The following is a 26,885-nucleotide window of genomic DNA, read 5'->3' on the forward strand; positions in this document are numbered from 1 at the left end:
TATTGCCGTTCTCGTTCCTCTCCTCCCCCAGCACAGCCCCCCCTAATATCATGCTTACTTCAGCCACTCGCGTATTGAAACAATTCTGTCGGCTACTCGCCCTGTGCACGCTCTCGCTGGCCACGACCAGCCAAGCAAACGAAAGCATCGGTCACACCCAGGTGGCCACATGGAAAGATAACCGCACGGCCGCATTCATGCTAATGTTCGACGACGGTTGGCCCGGTCAACTCCAAGTCGGCGTGCCGGCACTGCAAGAGCGCCAACTCACCGCCACCTTTTACATGGTGCCCGACAAAGGTGAATATAAACAAATTGCCGCGAAATGGGCCGAGGCCATCCAAGGCGGCTACATTATTTACGGCAACCACACCATGACTCATGGAGGGGTGCGCGACTACCAGCACGCACAAACCGAGATCAAGGAATGCACCCGTATCATTCGCGAAGAACTGCAGCCCATTCCGGGCAAGCCCAAGCGCCTGATCTCCTTTGCCCAACCAGGCGTGAAGAAGGGTAAATGGACGCTGCCGAAAGAGGACCTGATTCGCGTATTGGAAGAGGACAACATGATCCGGCGCCCCACGTTTAGGGATCATGGTGCGGTGTATCATTTGCAAGAATTGGAAGAAATGACTGCGCTAGCCGAAAAAGCAATCGCCACGCAAGGCACGGAGTATCTCATCCTGCACGGTGTCGAACGCATTGGCGCCAAGTGGCAGGATTTCTGGGCACTCAAGCAGGACATTTTCTTTCCGCTACTGGACGATCTCGCCGAAAAACAAGCGGCGAACGAGCTCTGGGTCACCGACCACATTTCCTGGCATCAATACAAAACCGAGCGTGAGGCTGCGACCGTCGAAGTGTTGAATGCCAACGAATCCAAGATCGAATTGAAACTGTCCGCCGATGTGGATCCTGAGCTCTACGACCTACCGCTGACCCTCATCACTAAAGTGCCCTCGAGTTGGAAGCAATGTCACATCACCCAAGGCGAATCCAAATGGCTCGCTTCCGCCGAAGATGGCGAACTCACCTTCGACGCGCTGCCGAATGGCCCGCAGATCCAAATCACACCCGTAAAACTTTAATCGACCTCCCATGCACACACGATTCACACAACTGATACTTTCTCTGGCACTATGCTTGCCGCTCATCTCAGCAGCCGAAGCTCCTCGCTTAATCGACGGCCGTATCACGCTACTTCCGGAACAATCTTTCGGCGGAAAAGTCATCAGCACGGGCGTGACCCTGGACCGATCCTGTGAGGCTAACTTTGAAAAATCCAGAGACGCAAACATTGAATGGAAACTCGACACCCCTCTCCCCGCAGGCTGGTGGCACGGCGTCGTCGAAAGTGATCATAAACAAAGCTACGCCAATCGCGATATCAGCATCATGATGGTCGGCGGGCAGAATCCTTCCGTCTTCGTGGCCTCCAATTATAATTACGTTGCTTCAGGCGAAGCCCAACGCTTCGAATTCTGGATTCATACGAGCACTCCCAGCGAAAGCGTGCGCATCGATCCGAAAGGCGATCTCTGGCGTTGGAATAACACTTGGCCGGTCAGTCGAATCACGCTCGAACAAGCATCCCCGACACAGTTGGCCCCAAGCGATGCCATTACCATCGAGCTGCCCGTGGCCGACGACGGTTCGGTCAACTTACCCTTTCCATTACCTACCGGAAACTGGTCCCTCGGCGGCTATATGACGCAAGCAGGCGAGGCTGTCGTCGAAGGCTCTGAAGGTCTCCCGATCCCGCTCTCTTACAAGCTTGATAAATGGAAAAAAAGACGTGTCTACTCGGTCTCTTTCCACATTCGCTCTCCACTCCAGAGCGTCAAGATCCTCACCAAAGACCTCTTTTCCACTGTCCTCATGAAACACAAGGTCACGCGCAACAGAGATTATGGAATCGAAGGCGAACTCGCTGTCACCGTGGATCCCACCCGCACAGTTATCGAAACACTCGAGCTACACGGCGCGAACCTCTCCGGCGCGGCACCTTCCTTTCCCCAATTTCCACAAGGTAAAGAAAGAGCCGTCCTCACCTCCTGGGACGACGGCAAACCTGAAGACCTACGTTGCGCCGAAATTCTCATTAAGCACGGCTATAAGCCCACATTCATGCTCAATGGCAACTCCCCTGCGCTCAAGTTTATGGACCAGCTTGAAGCGATGGGCGCAGAGATCGGCTCACACGGCAGTTCTCATACCGCCCTCAACACCATGACTCCCGAAGGCGCCCTCGAAAACATGGCCTCCATGCGGCTGATGCTCGAAAACCAGCTTGGCCACCCAGTCATCGCCTTTTCGTATCCCAGCGGCTATTTCCCCGCTCAGAGCGAGGATGGCGACTACGTGCTGCAAGCGGTGCGCGAAGCCGGCTATTGGATTGGCCGCAGTCAACTGACTCGCCGCCAGACCATCGAGGACATCGACGAGCCGCTAGTCATGCGTTCCAATGGCCTCTGGGGCAGCGGCAACAAAGCACTTGTCGCCGACTGGCCCAAATTCCTCGAACAAGAGGGCGGCGTCTTCTACTTAAAAGGTCACAGCTGGCAGATCGGCAAGAACGAGGCGGGCTGGCAAAAGTTCGATGATTTCGTCGCACAATTTGCCGGTGAACCGTCCGCATGGTATCCTTCCAATAATGAATTTGCTTTATGGCTATGGGCACAAGACAACATCGATCTCTCCATCGAATCCAGCAGCGCCAATAGAACCCTGATGAAACTACAACGTCCATGGCTCCACCCATGGCTGGCCGAACGTATGCCACTCAGCCTCGACCTACCCGATGGCGTTACCTCCGTCCGCTGGCAAGGTCGCGACATTCCTGCAAGCAACGGACGCGTGGAATTGACTTGGCCCAATCAATAGCATTGGCCTGTTTCAGAATAGAATTATCTGTTACAAAAACACATCCATGGCAGACATACTAGCGCCCGGTCAAACCAATGCTATTTCATGTATTTCAATAAATATCCCTTCAGCCACAACTTTAGTTTCAGCGATGCCTATCAGCCAGCGTCTGGCTTTGCCTTTGCGAACGACACACGCCCCGTAAATCTGCGTCAGTATGGTTCCAACGTGTTTCGAATCACTGTGCAAGGTGGCGATTGGGAACAGAATCATTCACAAGTAGACTACTGCTACCCCGAATCCGCAGAATCGAACTATCGATTGGAACTATCAGCGAATGGTGCCTTGGCTCTCAGTCAATGCGATGGCACTCCGATGCTCGAAGCATACCCCAAAGGAAGCTTCGGTAAATCTGGCTCAGCTTCAATGTTCCGCTTTCGGTATAACCCCTCACATCGCTTTTATGGTGCTGGGTCCAAGCTGCTCCCATTGGAGCATACCGGAATGCAAACAAAGTTTTGGAATACCGATGTATGGGCCGACTTTTCGATGCAGCAAGTCGTCGATGGCCGCCCGGACCCATACTACGTGTCGATTCCATATCTGATCATTAAAACAGAGAATGCTTGGGTAGGATTACTCTATAATAACCCGGAATCAGCCTTCATCTCGGTGGGTGCCAAACAAAACATCGAGACCTTTGCGACTGTGAAGACAGACGACCTCGATTCGGTGGTCATCGGTGCGGAATCCGGACAACCGGACCTGTTCCTACTCGCGGCCAAGAGCTTGGCGGAGTTGACTCGCTCATTTCAACAATTAGTCGGCGTCACACCGCTGCCTCCGATCTGGTCGCTTGGTTATCAGCAATGTCGCTGGGGCTATGAATCCGTAAAACAACTACAAGGCCTTCAAGAGAAATTCGAGACACACAAGATTCCCGTGGATGGGCTCTGGCTAGACATCGATTACATGGACGGATACCGGGTGTTTACCACCGATGACAACTTGATCCCCGAGCCTGCGAGCGAGTTTCAGTCGATGTTAGATGCGGGCCACCCGGTCGTTCCAATCATCGACCCGGGCGTGAAGTTAGACCCCGATTATTCAGTCTATCAGTCTGGTAAAGAAGCCGGGATATTCTGTAAAAACCCAGAAGGCGACGACTTTATCGGCTTGGTTTGGCCTGGGCTGACTGTCTTTCCAGATTTCTCGCGCGCCGACGCCCAAGCCTGGTGGGCCGCTCAAGTCGAAGCCTTTGCCAGTCTTGGAATCATCGGTGCATGGTTAGACATGAACGACCCCTCTGTCGGCAAATCCAACCCCTATGACATGCTCTGGGGCGCAGAGGGGGAGCACCCGCACCGAACCTTCCATAATCAATATGGCACCGGCATGGCCAAAGCAACACGGGCGGGTTTCGAGCAAGCACACCCCAACGAGCGCATTTTCTTACTCACCCGCTCCAGTAGCACAGGCGGCGGTCAATATGCGGCCGTTTGGACAGGCGACAACGTGGCCAATTACCACTATTTGCGGATGTCGATTCCGACCAGTCTGAACCTCGCTTTAAGTGGGATCCCCTTCAACGGAGCGGATGTTGGTGGTTTTGGTCATGACACCCACCCGAAGCTACTGCGCGATTGGACCAAGGCGGCATGCCTCGGCGCTTTTTTCAGAAACCACTGTGAAAAAACGACAATCGATCAGGAGCCCTGGGCCTTTGATACACTCACCTTAGAGGTCTGTCGGGATTTTATCCAACTACGCTACCTGTTGATGCCTTACCTGTATAATCTATTCGTCGCACAGGCTGAATGCGGGGAAGCGATCATGCGGCCATTGATTTATGATTTTGAATCCACTGAATCGGTGGACTTGGACCGTGTGGAGGATGCCTACATGACGGGACCGGCCATTTTGCAGGCCCCCTTCGTCGATGAAGACAACACACATCGAGCCGTGCCACTGCCGGCAGGACAGTCTTGGTATGCTCCTTTTGAACAAAAATGGTATGCAGGCGATCAACAGCTGGAAGCTGTCGAACGCAATGACCGCACCACGCCCATTTATTTGCGAGAAGGCACGGTGATCCCACTACGTCGTGATAGCCCTGAGAGTCATCGCACAGATCTCCGCACGGTCGACTTGTTAATCGTGGCTTCCGCCAAGACTCAGGCCAAGTTCCGCTATGAATATACGGCAGATGACGGACGCAGTTTAGCCTATCAACACGGCGAGCGTTCAAGCTTACAGGTCAACGTTGAGGTCGCCAACGGCGAGCTGAATGTCGGCATCGAGCAAGCTGAGTCCGGCTTTGGTGCGATTCAGGCCCGATTGATGGTTCTGGAGGAATTCAAGTGCGTTCGACTCAACGATGAAGTGATTTCTATGACATCCTTTGATTTAAACTTCGCCGGGTGTTCACTTAATTTAAAAGTCATGGCGGCCCCAGAATGACTCTAGCCTGTCGATGAGCTTACAGCGACCACTTTAGCTGTGTCTTCTCTTCAGAAACTGCCCAAAGTTCATCGGCCATTTCCGGGTCCAGCGCAAGTGGATCCAGCTTGCATTCGCCCACTGGGCCGATGGTATCCGCTCGTTTGGTGGGGCCATAGAGCGCTTGTGGCTTCAGCCCGTCTTGTGTGGCACACATCACTTCAGGCCAAGCACCCTTTTCAGCGGATTGCGCGATCACGCGCGAGAGGATGGCCCATAGGACTTTGTTAAAGCAGCTCGCGGTGTCCTTTAATAAATTCGTGCGGGAGGCGCCTGGGTGGCAGACGTGAACTTGCACGCTTTTACCAGCAGCTTGCACGCGGCGCTGCAATTCATAGCCAAAGCTCATTTGCGCCAGCTTACTTTGAGCGTAGGCGTTCCATGCGGTGTATTTCTTGTCAAAATTGAGGTCGTGGAACTGAATCTTTTTGAGCCCCATTTTATAGGCATTGCTACCGACGACTACAATGCGTCCCTTTGATGCTTCGATCCGCTCGAACAGCAAGCCGCAGAGTAAGAAGTGCCCGAAGTGGTTCACTCCCAGCTGACTCTCAAAGCCGTCCACAGTGACTTCTTGCTTGGCTACTTGAGCGATGGCGCCGTTGCAAAGGAGCGCGTCTATGCGAGGGACCGTCGCCATGAGCTCCGCCGCTGCTTTGCGTACGGAATCCAAGACCGCCAGATCCATGCGCACAAAACTCACATCGGCATCGTGCCCGAATTCTTTTTGCAGTTTTGCGATGGCGGTGGAGGACTTCTCTAGGTTGCGATTGAGCATCACCACCTTGGCCCCTTTGGTGAGGAGCAGGCGTGTGGCTTCGAAGCCAGCGCCTGAATTGGCCCCAGTAATCAGGTAGGTCTTGCCCGCGAGGGAGTTGATTTGATCGGGCGTCCAGCCCTGTGTTTGCACTGTAGTATTGGTCATACAGCCTACTATAACTCTTAGATCCGAGAAAAACTAGGCGTGATCATCGCTTAAACATGCCTAATTGTATCATTGGCTTTTATTTCCGCGGATTTTCGTGCTAGGCTGTTCGCATGCGCAAAGACTTAATCAAGCAACTTATTGAAGATCGGATTGATGAAGATGGCATCCTGGAAACTGGAGTAAAGGGCGTGCAAGTTTTTCGCGTGACTGAGCCGCTCCGCTGCTCCCCTGCGGTCTATCAGCCCAGCATCATCGCTATCGTAAGCGGGGCTAAGGAAGTAATCTTAGATGGTCGCCATTATGTCTACGATAGCAGTCAATATATGTGTTGCTCACTATCGATGCCAGTCGAGGCTGGCACGCCGACTGCGTCGCCTGACAACCCACTGCTGGGCGTGATGATTGCACTCAATACGCGTGTGATGACTGAATTGGCCATAGAGATGGAAAATGCGTCAGGAGCTATTCGGCAGCCTAAGAGCGGCCCCTTGCCACCTGGATTTGCACTTGCTCATTGGGATGATGCCTTTACCGAATCCTTGCTGCGTTTATTGCAATTAGGGGAGAGCCCCGCGGATACAGCCGTCCTTGGAGAGGGGCGCTTGCGGGAGCTCCACTACGCGACTTTGAAGGGAGAAGCCGGCGGTTCTGCGCGGCGCGCTTTTGGTGTGGGCAATGAAATCGCGCGCTGCATTGAGTATTTATCAACACGCTTGAACCAAGCGGTCTCGATCCAAGAAATGGCCGCTCAGGTGGGAATGAGCCGAGCAGTCTTTCACCGCAAGTTCAAGCAAGCGACTAGTCTGTCGCCCATCCAATTTATCAAGTCGATGCGCTTGAACACTGCTGCCATGAAGATCGCCACCGGAATGAATGTCACCGAAGCCGCGATGGAGGTGGGTTACGTCAGTTCTTCTCAATTCAGTCGCGAGTTTAAGCGCATGTATGGTCTATCGCCGAGGCAGTGGTGCCAATCCAATCCAGCGTATGCGATCAGATGATGAGACTCTTATGTAGGTTTACAGCTTCACATTAACTGCTGCTTCGTTCTGCTACCGTCCTATAAAAATCAAGTCCTAGCGCGTGGCAGGATGGGAGGACATTGTCACAATGCTCAAGACAATTGATCAAACTCACCCCACCCGGGTGCGTGCAGGCGTTCAGGCACATCCCCACTTAGCGCGAAATCCTGCCGTTCCGTCATCCACTCCAGCAAACGCTCTTTGAGTTGCTGCTTGATCTCGCGGAACTCAGGACGCTGCGCGACATCGAAATTTTCCAGCGGGTCCACGGCGACGTGATAAAGTTCTTCTTCGCCGCGCGGCTGATCAAAAGCCGGCCAGGCACTGAAAAAGCGAGAGTCATCACCACGGTGTTCCGGAGGAATCTCAAAGACCTGCCACTGATGCAGATTCGCCTCTGGCTTACAATGTAGCAAATAATGAAAGTCCCGGGTGCGGATGGAGCGCACAGGGTCATAGCGATCCTCATAGCCCGGAACGCCCCCTCCCTTGGATTGCCCGTGAAAGTTCCGTTCTATAAAAATGGCGTCATTCGGCTGATAGACTCTACCTTGCATCAAGGGCCAGAAGCTACGTCCTTCGACCTGCTCGGGAACCGGTAGATTGCAGGCTTCCAACAAGGTCGGCAGAATATCGATATTAGGGATCAGATCGCTGAACCGCTTGCCGGCGGGAATCCCCGGGCCACGCAGCATTAAGGCCGTCTCGGTACCATGATCGTATAGTGTGCCCTTACTCCTCAAACCGGCCATGCCATGATCCGTCGTAAACACCACGATCGTATTGTCGGCATAACCGTGGGCCTCCAAGGCATCAAGCAAGCGCTGGAACTGTGTATCCAAAAAACGAATCGCGGCTTGAAACTTGCCTAAAGCGCAGCGCGTGGCCTTCGTATCCGGAAACTGCAAAGGCACATGCACATCCTCCGGCGCTACGGCGCCACCATAGAGTTCATCGGCCAAATGCCATGCGGTGTCATGCACCTGCTGGGTGCCGATGTTTAGGTAAAAAGGCCGCGAACGATCCCGGGATTCCAAATATTTGATCGCGTGATCGACCGCACGGTGAGCCTGCCAGTCGTCCCACTCTTTCTCCATTTCCACTTCGTAGGCATTCTCGCCTGGTAGGCGCTCGTGCGCGAGCCCTGCGTGTGCGGTCTCATAGCCACCTGCTTTTAAATAATCTGTGATCGTGGATTCACTCTGCGGCAAACTCCAGCCCATATGAGACAAGCCAATGGCCCCTGTGCTCTGGGCGTAACGCCCCGTCATAGCACAGGCCCTCGACGGACTGCAACACGGCGAATTGCAATAAGCCTGAGTAAAAGTCGTGCCCGAATGTGCAAAGGCATCCAAATGCGGACTCTGCACCAAGGCATCATAAATGCCCAGATGCCGCCCAAGATCGTGACAGACGAAATAAAGGATATTAGGGTGTTCTACTGACATACAAGAAGATTAAATTATGCCGCTAATAGCATGATGCAACGCAAAGTTACCGCCCTCCTCCCTGCAATCAGCGTATCGTTTTCGGACGCACCGCATCCGCTTGTCCGAGACGAGGTGAAGCTTCTTTTTCCGCATTGGAACTGATAATCGCAACTCGATTCTCACCGTCTTTTCGCATCGAAGCAGTCGCCTGACGCAGACGATTCACGACTTTGCGCTCGATCGAACTTCAAAATACAGTCAGCAATGAACTAATATTGAATCAGCAGAAGCCTAACACCGCCCCTCTTAGAGATGCTATTCTATACATAATGCCTCGTTTAATCAGCCCAAATTTAACAATGCCCTGTAATTTTAATGTGCCCCAAACAAAAAAAACAGCCTCTACCAGAGATGCAACCAGACATGCATAAGCCACGCCAGCAAAAGGAGCATGGCTTTGCTCTGGTGCTTGCACTCTCATTGATGGCCTTCGTGCTGCTGCTGATGCTATCCATTATCGCGCTCACGAAAATCGAATCACAGTCGAGTTCAATCGCGATCAAGCAAGTTCAAGCGGAGCAGAATGCACTCCTCGCACTCAATGTAGCCATTGGCCAACTACAGAAATACACCGGTCCCGATCAACGCACCACCGCCCGAGCCGACGTTGAGAACGGAGCCGACACGCCCAATTCTCACTGGATCGGTGCTTATGGAAGCGCCGTGGCAGCGGACTATAACTTAAGCCCTGAAAAAATCCCGGCAGACCTTACAGACACTAATATTGTCAGTTCGAAGGGCTCCCCCGCTCGTTTACTGAATTGGCTCGTCAGCGGCAGTGAATCGGACTTTAGCCCCGATTCTGATGTCAGCAGTCAGGGACAAATCCTAAGCAAACCGAATGTGACGGCCACGCCATTGGGCACCGTCACAGGCCTGAGCGCGACAACCGAAGCCACCGACACCACACTCACGATTACAGACACATCTGGCAGCGAACAACCAGCTCGCCTTTTGGTCGGCCCTAATAGCGTCCACTCGTCGCTAGATACTTCCAATACACCCGTCGACTACGTAGTGGCCCCGACGGTGGACATCGACTCAGGTAACGGCACCGCCAACCGCTACGCATGGTGGGTCAGCGACGATGGCATGAAGGCCCGTATCAATTTACCACAGGCTGGCACTGATAGCTCCTTATCATTTTCAGAAAAAGTCGAACAACAGCGTAACGCATTTTCAAACACAGAACGTGCGGCCATCGAGCTCATGGCATTGGATAATCAGGACTGGTCTGAGAGCTCTGCTTCCAGCGGGCCACTGATTGACACACTCTACACGCCTGACCAATCCCTCAACTCGATCATATCTCCGGCCCATGCGGCACTCATCTCCAGTGATACAGATACAATGGCTGACGCACTCAAATACCGCTTCCATGATGTCACTCCTTATTCGCTCTCAGTTTTATCGGACACTTATGCAGGGGGGCTGAAACGCGACCTGAGCATCCTACTGGACGAGAGTTATAGTCCCGCCTCCAGTGACCCAACCTACGATACCAACACCCTTTGGCCGCGACACTCAGGCGCTACAGGAGGCTTCTCGGAGAACTACGGTATGCCGACGTGGAAGCACCTACGCACCTTCTATCAAACACGCATCCCGAGTTCCGGAGAAATCGACCCAATTCTACCTGCGCATGACAAATCCGACCGTGTTCCAATCAATACAAATGGAGTAGAAGACCACGTCGGCCTCGCCCCCATTCTGACATACCACGCTATGGGCTTTGCAATGGGTCTAAGCAAACCGAGTGGCGATTACGTAGCTGAGGCAGGAGATAACATTTTCCTCAAGCTCTATCCACTAGTGGTTCTTTGGAATCCTTATAACTTCACAATCAAAGCATCCACTTACGAAGTGGGCTGCTACCCGACTCACAACGTTAATGTTAAAGTGCAAAAAGCGACAGGAACCGATGGAGCTATGGTTGATGCCAGTCAACAACTCGACTTTTCGCGCCTGGGTGATAGTCAAAACCAACAAATGTTTATACGTTTTCGACTGGATTGTCCAGATATCCCTCCTGGGCAAAGCTTGATTTTTTCACTACCAGAGACTGAATCGGGTAAAAGTTATACTCAGAAAAACGTGCTTCAAAATCAAGCGCCCAACGAATACTCATACGTAACAGTACCTTTCAAACAAGCAGGCAGTGGCACTCAGCCGCAATTATTAATTGAGGCAGGCGAAGAAGATGTCGCCTACCAACTCATCGCAACAAATGGCTCTAGCTTAACCAGTAGCGGCGGTTGGAACATGTATCTGGGCGAACCTGTCGATGCTGACAACGTTTTCTACGCCAGCTGGACACTTAAGGAAGCTTCGACTGGCCCAAACCACGATCGCTTGAAAAACCCATCCAGCAGCGCTCCGACTGGTGATAAGTTTAATCGACGTTGGTATAACACACATCAATCGATTGACTGGACCGATAGTCAAGCGGATCAAATCCTGCAATTGGCAGACCCCCTCGAATACGACTCATTGGATAAACCAGCCTATGTGGCCTTAGGCCATGCCTTGTTCTCTGGAGCAGGCCTAACCGCTCGATTCAATGAAGATCAATTTATGTTCACCACACGCTGGATCGCTCAAGGCAACATGCGTGCGACGCGAACCGGGCGAACGATACGAGATCAAAATTTTAACGTACTATTCATCGCCACATCTGGTATGACCGCGCAGAATGTTAAATGGCAAAAGTTCAACGCAGCTTCATCCACCCCAGAACGCATTTCCGCAGGCTCTGGATTTGATTCAATCAACGGTAACACTGCTGTCGATGTCATGCTCTTTGAGTTTCCCTATGAAGATCAAGATCTCTTCTCCATTGGACAACTACAACACGCCAACTTGTCCTTTTTTGGCAGCTACCCCTCCTACCCCATTGGAAATAGTTTAGCAGATTACCACCTGCACAATAAACACCCAGACCAGATCGGTTATCAGCTGACACGCATTGATGAGATCACTACGGACAACAATTATTCTCTAAGGAGAGATATGAATGCATACTACGACATTTCGTATTTACTCAATCGTACGCTCTGGGACCAATATTACTTCTCGACAGTGCCTGCCACCGGCACGGTACCAGACGCACTTCCCAATACCCGCTATCAACGCCACTCAAACAGTATTGATCTTCAAGACCCAGATAAGTCGGCGGCCGCACTGGTGATGGCTGGAGGCTTCAATATCAATTCAACATCCGAACAAGCCTGGCGAGCAGTCTTAGGTGGAGGCAAACAACTGGATTTCACCCCAGAAAATGCCGACTCTGGCTCCAATCCCGAACTAGATGCCTCTTTCCCGCGCTTCAGTCGCCCCTACGGTGACAATGATCCTGACGACCCATGGAAAGGCTATCGCACGCTTGACGAGAACCAGATCGCCCAGCTCGCCCGCAATATCGTCGCCGAAATTCGCAACCGTGGCCCATTCGTATCAGTCGCTGACTTCGTAAATCGACGCCTTTACGACAATCCAAATACAGATGATGGCGCCCCTCAAGCTACAGACGCATCGTGGGAACACGAAAACTTTAAAGGACCGCTACAAGCAGCAATCGATCGAACAGAAACTGGTATTTTTGCAGCCAATGATGCAGGTCCCAACACTTTCTGGCAAGAAGATGAACTCGCCACTGGTGATGGCAGTAAGCACAATCAAAACTCGCAGTATACCAATGCATACGACAAATCTATGCTCGAAGGCGGCGACAGCCCCTCAAGCCCTGTCGGTAATCGCTCCGCTTTTGCTCCTAAATACATAACTCAGGCGGACATCCTAGCCAAAATCGGAGCGAGTCTCAGCGCTCGCTCAGACACCTTTACGATTCGCACTTATGGGGAGACAGTGAATCCAGTGACCAATGTCGTCGACGGGCAGGCTTGGTGTGAAGCAGTGGTTCAACGTCTGCCCGAATACGTAGACGATTCCTTAGAGGCCTATGAAGCCCCCACAGATGGAAGCATCAATCAAACACTCGGCCGTAAATTCAAAATCATATCCCTCCAATGGCTCTCAGCATCAGACATCTAGCACTTACACTTATCAGTTCCTTCTGCCTGCTACTATCAAATGGCACTGCGCAGACAGCTCCCGAAGAACCGGCTCAATTCCGGGTCCTCTCTATGGCATCATTCGAGACTGTGCTTTTCGATATCGATAAAGAGCCAGTCGTTCTAAGAACTAGCCTTGGATCGTTCTCTCGACTATATCCTGCACCGAAGAGTGGAGAGGTCGTATTTTACAAAGAAACTCCCAATCCTGAGGATCCCAACTTGCCTCCGATTAAAACCACATTGGCTGAGGCAAAACTATCAGACGGGGGGCCCTACATTATTCTCCTCATCCGTAACCCCGAGGGTTCCATACTGGAATATAAAACAGTGGTCATGGATCACTCATTGGAAAAATTCCCAGCCAATACATATCGCGTTTATAATTTTTCAAAACGTCAACTCGCGGTTCAACTTGCCGGAAAAAACCTGCTGCTGAACACGGCGGAGTCCGGAAGCATCCCCTACCCAGAGACCTCAAAGACTTGGCTTAAAGTCGCAGCCAACGATCAGGATGAAGGCTGGCTAGTCGTTCGTTCAGCACCTCAAACAACAGGTAATAACTACCGCACTACACTCTTTCTAGTCGACATCCCCCCATCTAAGCGAGACCCCAATCCACTTGGAATTATTGACCGAGAAATGAGAGAGAGAATCCGCACCGACGACCAAGGCCGCCAATACGTCCGCTAATGATTCTTCCCCCTTTATGTCAGACGAGGGTTCTTGGCCACTTCAGCCACTGGGGTTCCCACAGGCACTCGGAATTGCTGTTTATATTGGCTGGGGGTCATCCCCATTTCTTTACGAAATACTTTACTGAAATGGATGCGATCCGAGAAGCCGGCTCGATCCGCCGCATCTCCGATATGGACATCGGGGTCTCTTAATAAATTACGTGCAAAATCTAAACGAATTTGCCGAATATACTCACTCAGACTGGTACCGACAAACTGCTTAAAGCGTCGGCTTAGGAAATCCGGGTGACAGTTTAAATGAGCTGCGATCGTTTTCACATTAAAGGTCTCCGCCAAATTGGCATCGATATAGCGCTTTGCTTCTTTAACCACAAAAGGCACGGGCTCCGAGTCTGAATGCATATACTCCTTCAAGCTGTTGCCATTCGAAGCGATAATTTTCTGCAGACAGTAAGCCGAATCTTTCCACGTTCGAGTTTGGGTCTGATAGTTCACATGTATCAAACCAAAACGGTGCTTAAACCCTTCTTGCCACTCAAAATTGTCAAGTAGAGACCAATGGAAGTAACCGCGCACATCCACCCCCTCATCCATCGCTCTTCGCAGGGCCAGTAAATGCCCAATGATAAAGTCCGTACGATTGCTATCATGCACTGCGCCATCCAAACTCACTCGGTCTAAGGTCGAGAAACCATTCTGCGTGATCACCAGCGGTAGGTCATAGAGCTCATGTATAAAACGTGGCCCCCAGTAGAGGCTATCGGAATGCTGCGTCCACTCGTAAAGCGTGATCTCCTCACCCTCTATCAGTGGGACGGCAACCGGCGTGCCCTCATCGCTCATGCGGACAGACGAAACCTGAAAAATATTACAGGCGTAATAATCCAGCGGTTGCTGAATAATTTCAAAATCCGATGCAGGAAAACTCGGCAATGCCTGCTGATAAGCCTTCAAGCCTTCCTCGGGGTAGTGCCCAAGAATCGCGGGGTCCGACCACCAACGCGTGTTCCACACATTATCAGAATAAATGGCACTGGTCGCTTCACGCGCCGCGCTAATGTCATCTCGGCTACCTGTAGCTGGTCGGTACACCGAACCCGATGGAGACCAGCCGATGATCGGAGTTTGCTTCGCATGTTCACGAATCACTTGCACCGATCGTCCGTGTGCCAACAGCGCATTATGGCCTGCCATCAGGCATTCCTTAAAACTCAAAGTCATCCCGGGGGCGTGCAAACCATCTCGATACCCTAGACCGATGAAACACTGCGGCTCATTGATCGTCACCCAGTGCTTCACTCGATCCGAAAAACGATCCACCACAACTTTCGTATACTCCGCAAACCAAAGCGAACTATTACGATCAAGCCAACCGCCTCTGAGAAAGAGTTCGTAGGGTAAATCCCAATGGTAAAGCGTCACCCAAGGCTCGATGCCATTATCAAGTAACTCATTAATTAAGGCATCATAAAACGCGACCCCAGCCTCATTGATGGCACCGGTGCCATTAGGCAAGATACGCGACCACGAAATGGAAAAACGATAAGCCTTCAGCCCCATGATCTGCATGTGCCCAACATCTTCCTTAAAGCGATGATAATGATCGCAACTGACTCGCCCACTCTGCCCACGCCAAATACGGCCTTCACGTTGCACAAACGCATCCCAAATAGACGCACCTTTGCCATCCGCATCATGCGCCCCTTCAATTTGATAGGAGGAAGTCGATGCTCCCCACATGAAATCTTCAGGAAATAGGCTCGAGCTCTTTGTCATAATTCAGGTAGCAGAGGAATGGATCATACCAAGGCCCACAAACCCACAAAGCACACTCCTTGTCAAATGCTGTTCAATAAAAAAAGAGTAAACTGCCAATAGAAGACAAATCATCAGCAAATCACACATATTTAGCTAGCAGACGGCTAACACTTCATGCACTTTCGATGTGGTCGGCAACACGCGCTTCAAGCCTCGAGTGCGGAGCAAGCCTTTGACACATGGAGAATGGCAGCATTTTTCACGATAAAAGGTTCATCGACTGCAGCTACGGACTACACTCAGCAACCGTTCCGAGACGCTGCACTACGAAAGCGAAAGCGCAGACCGAACCCTAAAAGTATCCATCGATGTAAAGGCAAAGGACAAAGGCTTCCTACGCCTCCACTTGCCGCCAAACTGAGCGAAAATTTGTAATAATTTCGCTAAGCACACCCAAAGTCAGCGATCCCCACATGCCTAAACAGCGACTGACTCCCCTAAAGTCCATGTTCTGATGTATATTCTATGCCTGAAGTCTTTTGACTACCCGAAAGACTCAAATTAACCCCAAAATAAGATCCCCACTATGCCTCTCAAAAAAACGAGCTGCCCCCAATTCATATTGCGCGCCCTACTCACTGCATGTGTTTGCAGCGAAGTTCATGCCGCCGAAATCATCCTAGACAATGCCGCGCCGAGCGGCGTCACAAGCACCGGAACATGGACTACCGGCAATTACTCCAGCGATCGCTATGGTGCAGACTACTTGCACGACAGCAATACCAGCAAGGGAGCCAAGAGTGTGCTCTTCGCCCCCACCTTGCCTAGCAGCGACTCCTATGAAGTGTATGCGATTTGGTCCGAGCACGCAAACCGAGCCAGCAACGTCCCAATCGACATCACACACTCCTCAGGTATCGATTATGTTGAAGTGAATCAGCAAGCCAACGGCGGTGAATGGGTCCTGCTAGGCACCTACCCTTTCGATGCCGGCAACTCGGGCACTGTCCGCATCGGCAATGAATTGACCAATGGCTACGTGATCGCCGATGCCGTGCGCTTTGTGACTGCTCCAGAGCCTGTCGAACCAGTCCCATCTATTGAAGGGGACTGGGAACTCACCTTTGAAGATAATTTTGATGGCACGGCTTTAGACGGAAACAAATGGCGCTTTGCCACCACCTATGCCGGCATGCCCGGCAGCGGCGGCAACAACCATAAGAATGTTACCGTAGCCGATGGATACCTGAATCTTAAAGCGAGCACCGACTCCGGCAGTATAGGGGGCAGTAGCTATAGTAACTCCGGATGCCAAGTGAGCACCTACGATGTGTATCGCCAACAGTATGGATACTTTGAGGCGCGTATCAAATATCCAGCAGTCAAAGGCTTATGGCCCGCCTTCTGGATGATGCCTGACCGCGCTAATTACGGCTGGTTGGAAGGCTACTATCGCTCCTACCTCAAGTTTGACCTCAGCAATGCAAGCCCCGGGACAATCACCAGTGCGGTGCTTAAACTAAAGGCATCTGCAATTAAAACTCAGGGCTCCGTCCCGAATAACTTGGTTTACATGAAGCTGCGTGATGATTCATGGAACGAATCCACTCTCACCTGGAATAATAAACCGGCCGCAGATCCTGTTTGGATCGAACAAAAATGGGGCGAGATCAACACCGTGGGCCAAGAGGTCACGCTAGACATTACCGATTTCGTCAGTGAGCAAATGGACGACGACAAGATTATCAGTATTGTTTTGGCGGATACATTTATGCGCAACCGATCGGTAAAATTCCACAGTAAGGAAGCTGCGAATCAAGCGGATCGACCGCAATTGATCATCAATGGCGTCACCTACTACGTAAGCGAGGATGCCCACGTCAGCCGGGGCAGCTACGCCGACACAAACTTTGGGAGCGCGACAGAAAACTTCGTTTCAGACAGTTACGGTTCCGGCACTCACACCTACGGCGACGGCATGGAGATCGACATCATGGAATCACTGGGAATTTGGGGCCAAGACACCACCCAACACGCCACTCACTGGGATGGTTACGGCTCTCAGCATCAACATACCAATTGGGGGAAAATCACCTACCCAGCCACAACAGACGACTTCCATACCTATGGCGTCTACTGGCAAGACGACTTACTCGAGTTCTACATTGACGGACGAAAGACTGCTGAATGGAGCAATTCCCGCATTCCAAGTGCGCCTGCTTTCATGATTCTCTCCATGCAACTCGGTGGATGGGATAATAACGGCGTCACTGACCTCATAGACGATCAAGTCATGCAAGTCGATTGGGTTCGCGCATGGACTGGCACACGCACTCCGATTACCATCAGCGAACTCATCATCGACAATACGGACAGCTCCCAGGTCAGCCAAACGGGCACATGGAGCAGCTCTAGCACCAACAACGGCTACTACGGCAGTAATTATTCGCATGACGGCAACACAGACAAGGGCAACAAGTCCTTCAACTATCAGATCGATGTCCCCCTCTCTGGAACCTATTGGGTATATGCTCGCTGGACTAGCTATACAAACAGAGCCACCAATGTGCCCATCGACCTGACAGGCAGCGATGGCACCACCACAGTTACTGTAAATCAACAGGAAGATGGCGGCAAATGGGTACTGCTAGGCGAAAAAGAATTCGATGCCGCCACCACCGGCAGCGTCGAAATCCGAACCGATGGCACCGATGGCTATGTGATCGCCGATGGCATACGCCTACTACGGGTCGGTAATTAATCAGTATAAGACACATACTCAATCAGCAGACAGCTAACTAGTTTGAAGGCAAAAGTGCTATCTTAGGGCCTTCACAAATAGCCCACGCCCCACTCAAGCATCGTGGTAAACATTACAGATCAATAGAAACATTCACATGAGTACATCATTCCCGTCAAATTTCACTTGGGGCGCCGCCGCCGCTTCCTATCAAATCGAAGGGGCTTGGCAAGCCGATGGTAAAGGAGAGTCCGTATGGGACATGCTCGCGCATCAAAAAGGAAAAGTATGGGAAGGGCACACCGGCGACGTTGCTTGCGATCACTACAATCGCTACAAAGATGACGTCAAATTAATGACTGAAGTGGGCCTACAAGCCTACCGTCTCTCTGTTTCTTGGCCACGCGTCATCCCCAATGGAACAGGCAAGATCAACGAAGCCGGACTCGGCTTTTACGATCGCCTCATCGACGAGCTCTTGGCTGCAGACATTGATCCGTGGGTCACACTTTTCCACTGGGACTACCCCACGGAACTGTTTAATCGCGGCGGCTGGCTCAACCCGGAAAGCCCACAATGGTTTGCGGAATACACCGCAGTCATCGTTGATCGCCTTTCAGACCGTGTCAGCAATTGGATCACACTCAACGAACCACAATGCTTCATCGGTTTAGGCCACTTACATGGTGACCATGCGCCCGGCCTGAAGCTCGGCATGCGTGAAGTACTCAAGGCGGGTCATAACTCGTTGATCGCTCACGGCCTTGCCGTACAAACCATTCGTGCACGCGCTAAAAAGACGCCTTCGATTGGTTGGGCACCTGTCGGCTGCATCAACTATCCTGCCAGCGACAAACCTGAAGATATCGAAGCTGCGTATAAGGCAATGGATGGCGTCTGGAGCGATAATTGCTGGAATAACCGCTGGTGGGGCGACGCGCCTGTGCTCGGGCACTACCCCGAACAAGGGCTTCAGGCTTACGCAAAGCACCTACCGAAATTCAAGGATTCTGACTTTGACACCATCCAACAACCGCTCGATTTCTACGGCTGCAATATCTATCACGGCAGTGAAACACAAGCAGGTCCCGACGGAAAACCTGAACTAACTGAAAAGGAAGTTGGTGGCCCACGCACGCACTTCTTATGGGAGCGATCTGACGACGCGCTCTACTGGGGCACAAAATACCTATCCGAGCGCTACAAATTGCCAGTGGTCATCACCGAAAACGGTCTAACCATGCCGGATTGGGTCTCACTGGATGGCCGCGTACACGACACGCACCGTATCGACTTCCTCCAACGCTACTTGCTTGGCTTAGAGCGCGCGATTAAGGACGGCGTCGATGTGCGTGGCTATTTCCAATGGTCCATCATGGATAACTTCGAATGGGCTGAAGGCTACAAACACCGCTTTGGCCTAACCCATGTTGATTACAATACTCAGGTTCGCACACTTAAAGACTCGGCTTACTGGTATCGCGATGTCATTAAATCCAATGGTGCGACTTTGCATGAGACACCTGTCGTCTCCACCTCCCCAGCACTCGCATCCACATAATCCCCCCCCATATGATCTCCACGAAACAAGCTTTCAATCTGCGTTTATTAACGCTACTCACCGCTATTACGCTACCACTGGCTGCCAGCACCACGCCGGCATCCCCGGTAGTCATGGCCCCCGCATCGGCGGAGCTCTCGAGTTTTCTGACAGAAAACAAGGCGAGTGTATCCATCATCGACTTGGACCAGTCCAAAGTGCTAGAGCTCGCCTTTCCCACAGGTAGCGGATACCCGGGCATCAATCTTCCGGTGCCTGCCGACGGGTGGGACCTCTCCGCCTACGCAGGCCTCGAAGCAGAGATCGTCAATACGGGCAGTGCGCGTATCAATGTAGGCATGCGAGTCGATAACAAAGGCCACTGGAAAAACGAGCCGTGGAATAGCAATAATGCGTGGCTAGCGCCCGGCGATTCCACTCGCTTGAGGGTGACCTTCGGTCAATCCTTTGGGAAGCCTGCCTACCAGTTGAACAGCAGTGAGATCAGCGCGGTGAAACTCTTTGTTAGCCAACCGCCCACAAATGGCAGTATCCAGATCAAGTCCATTCAGGGCGTGGGCAAAGCCACGACACAGGCCGCCCCCCAGGCGAAACCTACACAAGCATCCACAAGCAGCAACACCGGCAGTGGCGGCCTCACGATTTACAACCCAGCGCAAGGTGTCGATGGTATCAAAATCGAGGAAGCCCCACAGATATCAGTCGACGGGCAAGCACTCACTGTGCGCTTTCCAGAAGGTGGCAAGTATCCCGCGATTAACTTCGAGAGCGACAACGGCTCTTGGGACCTATCTGCATACAATGCAGTGGAAGCTGTGATCGAAAACACTGGCAACTCGTCGATCCGACTCGGCCTACGCATCGATAACGCAGGCCACTGGAAAAACGAGCCATGGAGCACGGCTCAGCTGACCATTGCCAAGGGAGACACCAAAACTTTGACTGTTCCTTTCGGTATGAAATTCGGAAAGCCTAGCACTGGCTTCGATCCAGCAAAGATAATCAATGTCAAATTGATGGCTCTCTCTCCCAAACCTGGCTCTCAGTTGCGCTTGCTCTCAATCAAACCTGTGCAATCTGCAAACGCTGCCACGGGCAGTGCTGTGAAGGTTCAAAACGGGGTGCTCTTCGACCCGACGAGCTCGGACATCAACAATATTCATATCGAGCAGACCGGAACGGTATTGAGCAAAGGTAGCCATCAAGGTGCACCGGCCGTCGACATCAAATTTGCAACCGACACCCAGTATCCGGGGCTCAACTTCCTCGCAGCGGGCCAAACGATTGATCTCTCCAACTTTGGCGGTGTGAATGCACAACTGCACAATGCAGGCTCCAAGAAGCTACGCCTGACGCTGCGCGTAGATAACAAAGGTCACTGGAAAAACCAGCCATGGAACACCAGCAAGATTACCCTACAACCGGGCGAGACTAAAGACCTGCGTGTGACCTTTGGTCAAAACAACAATAATGCTCCAGGCTTCCCGCTCGATGCATCCAAGATCACGCAAATCAAACTGTTTGCCACTGATAAATACAGCACCGCACCACACTTACAGCTACTCAGCTTGAACTGTGTGGCTAAGAGCAGTGGCGGTGCATCCGGTTCCACCAACTTCAATGTGCCTGCAATCGACGGTGTATTCTATAAGATCCACGCCGAAGCGGACCTTTCACAGCTCGGTCAAAACCACACTAGCGTCAGCTACGATGAGAGCACTGGCTCGCCAGCACTCAAGGTGGACTTCGACTCCAGCACACACTACCCCAACGTGACCTTCCCTTGCCCCGATGGTGGCTGGAATATGGAAACCTTTGGTGGTATCAAAGTCGATATCACTAACCTCAGCGACCGTAAGCTCAGCAACATCACCATGCGAGTGGACAATCCCTCAACTCCTCAAAATAAATCTCCTTGGAACAATGAGAAAATCACACTTGAACCAGGCGAGACGAAGACACTCGAACTCTACTTCGGTGGCACGGAAGAGAGCCCCAAATATCCACTCGATCCGACAAAGATCTCTGGCGTTCAAATCTTTCAAGCTCACCTGAAGCAAGACAGCACACTGCTACTGAAAAACCTACGCGCATTTGGCAGCCCGAAATCAACTCCTACTGCTGCGTGGACCTCCTCTCTCGAAGATCGCAACACGCCTGTCACGCCACCGGAATGGCTGGGCACACGCCCGCCTGTTGAAGGTGATTGGGTCGTCACATTCGATGAGGACTTCGAAGAAGGGACTGCACCCAACCCTGAGGTCTGGAATTACAAGCTCTCCCACGATGCCCTGCACCCCGGCGAAGCACGCAATACCGCGGATAATGTCTATATCGAAGATGGAGCGATGGTCATCAAAGCAGAAGTGAGAACCGGCCACCACCACGATGACCCCGAGCTACCGACCAGCGAATATTCTTCAGGCGCAGTCACCACTTACGACAAATGGACCCAATGCTACGGCTACATGGAAGCTCGCATGAAGCTGCCCAAAGCACGTGGTTTATGGCCTGCATTCTGGACCATGCCCGACCGTGGCGAAGAAAGCGGCCTCGGCAAATGGGAACGTCGCACCACAGCCAATGCACACGGTCAAGGCATGGAAATCGACATTCTCGAATACCTCACAGAATGGGGCCGCGGTCGCAATAACGTTGCGACCCACTGGGATGGCTATGGCCAAAACCACAAAAGCTGGAGCTATAGCCACATGTATTACGGCCCCACTCCAGATGGTTGGCATACCTTTGGCCTACTATGGGAACCAGGCAAATTGAGTTGGTACATCGATGGACAGCTTAAATGCGTCTGGGAAAACGAACGGATTATTGATGTCCCGAGCTATCTCATTTTGAACCTCCAAATGGGCCGCTGGGCCACCAAAGACGTCGACCGCGCAAGCCTACCGGACTACTTCAAGATCGATTACGTGCGCGCGTGGCAGCTTAAAGAACGCCTTTAAATAAACGCACGGAAACAAGACATTTTTCAAAGCCGGTCACCTTATCGAGGTGGCCGGCTTTTTCGTTATAAAATCATTCGAGAATCTCGATCATCATGCAGATAGCGCTGAAGGTTTTGTCCGTTTGACACCATGAGCTCTTTATATCGATTTGAAAAAGAGCTTAGCTTCTACGCAGGCAAGATACCCCAACAGATCGGAACTATGCGGGTTCGTGCCAGTGTTGATCAGCGAATGACACATGGCAATACAGCACAACGCTAACATCACCACCGCAGATAAGTTATACTGTTTTATTTAAAATGTACATCCCCCATCTCTAATTAGGCCGAAAAATCAATCTTCCAGCAGCCATGAAACGTAAAGCAAAAGATACACTGACGGCACTCGAAATGAATCGAGGCGAAATCGAGGAGTTTGAACTACACTCCGGAGAGATCATACGCATCGAACTAATCAGCACCTCCGCACGCGTGCTACGGACGACGCTAAAGCAATTAAAAGTCGAAGAACACGCCGCACGGACGGATTACAGCTTCAAATGCGTGCTAAAAATCAACGATCATGAACACAGCCTCGAACGCGAGGTGTCCACCCAGCGCAGCTTCTACGAGCCATGGGAGATCGACGGCCTACGTATCTGGTTCGATGCCGTGCAAGACATCTTTGAATTCCTCACAGAGGCACACGGCGAATGTTGCCCCCGCAAACATGCCCGTTTTGCGATCCAGGATGCGAGCTTACGAATTTGCCCCGAGCTAATCCATCCCTGGTGCCCATTACCTAAAGGTGGATTAAAGATTGAGCAATGTTATCGAGGAGAAGATTGCTGGCTAGGAGCCTATAATGGAGCTTCCGCCCATGGAGGTTTGGACATCAATCATCCTGCAGGCACTCCACTATGGGCGCCCTTCAACATCGACGATCATTACTACTTCAACAGCGTAGAGATGGGCCATAACAATAATCGCTGGCGCGGCATGCACCGCTGGAAGAATGGATCCGAGTGGATCCTTCAGGCGCACCACATGACGGAACTCACGGTCCAAGAGCACAAACCGCTCAAACCAGGAGAACAATTTGCGTGGGGCGCAGGCGTGTGGTCAGGTGACGCAGAACACAGCCATTTCGTATTTAAAGTCCATGACTACGGAGAGACGATCTTGTTGGACCCTTGGATTCTATTTTGGCAAATGTATCAAGACCAAGGACAACTCAGCTCTGAATAGAACGCACCAACAAAAACGGAGTCTAGGCTAAAACATCGGCTCTAGTAGTCGGAGAAACACATAAGTTTCATCAGCTGGCGACTACCAAGATACAAAGCAGCTATGCTATACTAATAGTTCATCGAATGACCTCTAAATTAACGACACCTAATCCCCGCATACATCGTACGATGAATCCACACAAACTCATACGATGCGCCCTTATTCTCAGTGTAGTTACCCTGCTGTGGACGACTGGCTGTGCCCCCGAGAGCGAAAGCAGCTCAACTGAAGCGACACAAGACCCCCTCGAAACCGGAATCAGCGAGCTGCGCGCCTTTAATTTCAATCAAGCTCATGCCATTTTACTCGAACATGCGCAGCACATCAGCCCCGAGGATTTGGACTGGCCGCTCGCGACATATAGTTTGGCACTGGCGACTTGGCATCAAGCTCCCAGCACACAGCAAGGAATCGACGATGCCAAAGTGCTCTTTCACGCCTTAGTCGAAAAAGCGCCACAACACAATCTGGCAGCAAGTGCCCTAATCGACCTAGGTAGAATCGCCGAGTTCAGTCAGGCCGACGATGCCGCAGCACAAGCACAGGCCTACTACAAACGAGTACAAGATAAATTCCCGGGCACTGAAATGGCCGTGCGTGCGAGTTTGCTGGAGGCTCAATCGCTCGCTCGCTCTTTCGACGAACAGCAAGTGAAACAAGCGATTCAACTACTGGAAAAGCTGACCAAAGAGCAAGCAGGCAGCCAGTGGATCGGAACTATCGAGCAATACATCGCTCATTTGTATGCATTTTATCTAGATGAGCTCGAACCCGCCATCACACACTACTCTGCTGCCAAAGAGTTTGGATTCCCACGCAGCTCTGATACCGATCTCTCGCTCTGGCAACTCGGGCTCTGGCAGCAAGAAGCGAAGCAAGACCTTGCCGCCGCCGAGACATTTACCGAACTCGTCGAAGAACACCCACGCAGTGTCTACGGCAGTGTAGCACGCAAGCGTATCATCGAAATCGCCAAGCAACACCCGGAAGCAAACATCACCATTCCCGAACTCGCCGAAGTTCGCCTAGGCAGATAACACGGAGCGCCACCATAGATGAAACGATTTTTTAAAAACTTTAGCCTAAATTGGATCGCAGTCGCACTCTTGCTGGGAGCCTTTATTTTCAGCGCAGTCCGCTTCTACCTCATCACCGATGAGAATACAAGTGCCGAGGCCGACGCAGCGGGCAAGCGCGTCATTCGTATCGCACACTGGCAATTAGAACCGGGCTTCCGAGAGAGTATGCAGTGGGCCATCGACACCTACAACGCGCGTCCGGAAGTACAAGCTGCCAATATCGAGATTGCACAGCTGGCGCTGCCTTCAAAGTTCTACAATCAGTTCATATACGTACACATGATTAGTGGAACTGCGCCTGACATCGCAGTCAAACGAGACACCGCAACCATTAAAGGCAACGCACTATCCAAATTCTTCACACCGCTAGGGAGCTACGTCGAACAGCCCAACCCATACAATGCTCCCGAATATCAAGTGCCCAACTTGCCGAATGAGCTATCTCAATTCCTCGCCAATGCACCATGGCGCGACACCTACTTCGATGGCATGCAGAGTGCCTACGATCCATCACTGAGCGACTACTACACCATCCCCATCAGCTCTTGGGGCGGGTACCGCATTTTCTATAATTTAGAAATTCTACAAGCGGTCAAATCCTTTGCTTTGGCAGCGGCCACTGCAAACGATGCATGGATTCAGCCACTATGGCGCAGTCCCCAGCAGACAGAGGGCTTCATTCCGCAAGCTGCGGGTCGCGCATGGCTAGAAAATGATCAGGTCCCGCAAACACTGGGGCAATTCATGCTCTATTGCCAAGCGGTAAAGCAATATGCGGAGGCGGCACAACAGCCTTATCTGACACCCATTTCGGCGAGTAGCTACGGCCTCGACCAAATCGGCAACATTTACGGTGAGCAATTTCTATCTAGAAACTGGAAATCACTCAGTCTCGATCTGGGGTCTAGCCTAAACACCATGGAGTTCATCGCTGGCTACGAACGAGGCATATGGGACTTCGACTCTCCGGAATTTCTCGAGTTTTTTAAACTCCTCAAACTCTTCACCAGTTACTACCCAAATGGCTTCCTCGGTCTGGATCGTGAGCAAGCTCGCCGTCGCTTTGTGCTCGGCCAGGCTGCCATTTACTACGCGGGCGGCTGGGATGCCTCTAGCATTTACAAGGGCGTCAATAGTCGCGATAAGATTGAAGATCGCTTCCCCATCGAAGTCGCCCCGAGCCTCATCGCAGCCCCTGGCGAACGCTGGGATAATTGGATCGATGAACGGGTGACGGAAGCCGATGCAAAGGGCGGTGTGCCCTTTGCCATTAATAAACGCAGCCCTAACTTCGATTGGGCACTCGACTTCTTACAGTATATTTCCTCGCACCGAATCAACGAAGCCTTCAATCAACGTTCCGAGTGGTTGCCTGTGATCGTCGGAGCGAAACCGCCGGCCACCATGCAGGCATTCATTCCGATCGTGCAAGGCTTCCCTAAGAGTTTTATTCTCAACATGCAACGCTACGACGCACCGGCCTCAATTCGTAATGCATACGGTCACAGTATGAAACTGTATCTGACGGGCGACATTGAAGCCGCAGAGTTTAAAGCCCGTATGGCCGAGGTACTCAATAATCCGAAAATCGGCACCCGCAGAGCTTGGCTCAAAGCCAAACAAGATGCGGTCGATAACACGCGCGCCAATGACCGCACATTATCCGTCGAACGCTTAAATGTAGAACTTGGCTCCGAAAGCGCAGGCCAACGCGAACGTGCACTTTTCTATATCGGCCTGACTCAAGGCGAAGGTGCTCATGTCGAGCGCTGGTGGCATGAGCTCTACCCCGAAGAAGAGTATCCATCGTATTAATACATACTTTCTAACAGCATATCTCTAGATGCCCATTCAATCCGACGTTCCTCCGATCCCTGTGCCTGACGCTCATGCCAAGGGTAAAATGCGTGCCAAGCTCTTTCAAAAGAGTAAGCTCTT

Annotated in this window: 16 protein-coding genes; 12 read left to right on the forward strand and 4 right to left on the reverse strand. The window is 51.9% G+C overall.

The window, feature by feature from the left end; translation table 11 throughout:
• Positions 1-50: 50 nt before the first annotated feature.
• The 3 genes from QEH52_RS14225 (at position 51) to QEH52_RS14235 (ending at position 5,328) form a co-directional block, all read left to right on the forward strand.
• The gene (locus QEH52_RS14225; protein ID WP_308951312.1) at positions 51-1,091 is read left to right on the forward strand and encodes a polysaccharide deacetylase family protein; all 1,041 of its coding nucleotides are present in this window, start codon (positions 51-53) and stop codon (positions 1,089-1,091) included.
• Between the two features lie 10 nt (positions 1,092-1,101).
• Positions 1,102-2,886 carry a polysaccharide deacetylase family protein gene (locus QEH52_RS14230; protein WP_308951314.1) on the forward strand — a complete coding sequence of 595 codons (1,785 nt, stop codon included), beginning with the start codon at positions 1,102-1,104 and terminating at the stop codon, positions 2,884-2,886.
• 87 nt (positions 2,887-2,973) lie between these two features.
• Complete coding sequence (locus QEH52_RS14235; RefSeq protein WP_308951316.1) at positions 2,974-5,328, forward strand: glycoside hydrolase family 31 protein; 2,355 nt, start codon at positions 2,974-2,976, stop codon at positions 5,326-5,328.
• 19 nt (positions 5,329-5,347) lie between these two features.
• On the opposite strand, the gene QEH52_RS14240 is transcribed toward QEH52_RS14235, so the two are convergent.
• A complete protein-coding gene (locus QEH52_RS14240; RefSeq protein ID WP_308951318.1) occupies positions 5,348-6,292 on the reverse strand; it encodes an SDR family oxidoreductase in 945 nt (314 codons plus the stop codon).
• 113 nt (positions 6,293-6,405) lie between these two features.
• On the opposite strand from QEH52_RS14240, the gene QEH52_RS14245 reads away from it, so the two are divergent.
• Positions 6,406-7,296: an AraC family transcriptional regulator gene (locus QEH52_RS14245; protein ID WP_308951320.1), complete on the forward strand. Its 891-nt coding sequence runs from the start codon at positions 6,406-6,408 to the stop codon at positions 7,294-7,296.
• A gap of 113 nt (positions 7,297-7,409) precedes the next feature.
• On the opposite strand, the gene QEH52_RS14250 is transcribed toward QEH52_RS14245, so the two are convergent.
• Positions 7,410-8,765, reverse strand: coding sequence for a sulfatase family protein (locus tag QEH52_RS14250; RefSeq protein ID WP_308951322.1), 1,356 nt, complete (start codon positions 8,763-8,765; stop codon positions 7,410-7,412).
• Positions 8,766-8,832: 67 nt separating this feature from the next.
• Positions 8,833-8,973 carry a hypothetical protein gene (locus tag QEH52_RS14255; RefSeq protein ID WP_308951323.1) on the reverse strand — a complete coding sequence of 47 codons (141 nt, stop codon included), beginning with the start codon at positions 8,971-8,973 and terminating at the stop codon, positions 8,833-8,835.
• Positions 8,974-9,170: 197 nt separating this feature from the next.
• Between QEH52_RS14255 and QEH52_RS14260 the strand changes: the two genes are divergently transcribed.
• A complete protein-coding gene (locus QEH52_RS14260) occupies positions 9,171-12,857 on the forward strand; it encodes a hypothetical protein (RefSeq protein WP_308951325.1) in 3,687 nt (1,228 codons plus the stop codon).
• A 92-nt stretch (positions 12,858-12,949) separates the two neighbouring features.
• Positions 12,950-13,570: a hypothetical protein gene (locus QEH52_RS14265; protein WP_308951327.1), complete on the forward strand. Its 621-nt coding sequence runs from the start codon at positions 12,950-12,952 to the stop codon at positions 13,568-13,570.
• A 14-nt stretch (positions 13,571-13,584) separates the two neighbouring features.
• On the opposite strand, the gene QEH52_RS14270 is transcribed toward QEH52_RS14265, so the two are convergent.
• Positions 13,585-15,351: a GH1 family beta-glucosidase gene (locus QEH52_RS14270; protein ID WP_308951328.1), complete on the reverse strand. Its 1,767-nt coding sequence runs from the start codon at positions 15,349-15,351 to the stop codon at positions 13,585-13,587.
• 568 nt (positions 15,352-15,919) lie between these two features.
• On the opposite strand from QEH52_RS14270, the gene QEH52_RS14275 reads away from it, so the two are divergent.
• The 6 genes from QEH52_RS14275 to QEH52_RS14300 all read left to right on the forward strand — a co-directional run bounded on the left by QEH52_RS14275 (position 15,920) and on the right by QEH52_RS14300 (position 26,762).
• The gene (locus tag QEH52_RS14275; RefSeq protein ID WP_308951330.1) at positions 15,920-18,094 is read left to right on the forward strand and encodes a golvesin C-terminal-like domain-containing protein; all 2,175 of its coding nucleotides are present in this window, start codon (positions 15,920-15,922) and stop codon (positions 18,092-18,094) included.
• Between the two features lie 136 nt (positions 18,095-18,230).
• Entirely contained in the window at positions 18,231-19,634 is a 1,404-nt protein-coding gene (locus QEH52_RS14280; RefSeq protein WP_308951332.1) for a GH1 family beta-glucosidase, read from the forward strand.
• Between the two features lie 11 nt (positions 19,635-19,645).
• The gene (locus QEH52_RS14285) at positions 19,646-22,597 is read left to right on the forward strand and encodes a glycoside hydrolase family 16 protein (protein WP_308951333.1); all 2,952 of its coding nucleotides are present in this window, start codon (positions 19,646-19,648) and stop codon (positions 22,595-22,597) included.
• Between the two features lie 353 nt (positions 22,598-22,950).
• The gene (locus QEH52_RS14290) at positions 22,951-23,826 is read left to right on the forward strand and encodes a hypothetical protein (RefSeq protein WP_308951335.1); all 876 of its coding nucleotides are present in this window, start codon (positions 22,951-22,953) and stop codon (positions 23,824-23,826) included.
• Positions 23,827-23,996: 170 nt separating this feature from the next.
• Entirely contained in the window at positions 23,997-24,905 is a 909-nt protein-coding gene (locus QEH52_RS14295) for a tetratricopeptide repeat protein (protein WP_308951337.1), read from the forward strand.
• 18 nt (positions 24,906-24,923) lie between these two features.
• On the forward strand, positions 24,924-26,762 hold the full coding sequence (locus tag QEH52_RS14300) for an ABC transporter substrate-binding protein (RefSeq protein WP_308951338.1): 1,839 nt from the start codon (positions 24,924-24,926) through the stop codon (positions 26,760-26,762).
• Positions 26,763-26,885 lie beyond the last annotated feature (123 nt).

The organism is Thalassobacterium maritimum, assembly GCF_031127805.1.
Classification (GTDB): domain Bacteria; phylum Verrucomicrobiota; class Verrucomicrobiia; order Opitutales; family Coraliomargaritaceae; genus Thalassobacterium; species Thalassobacterium maritimum.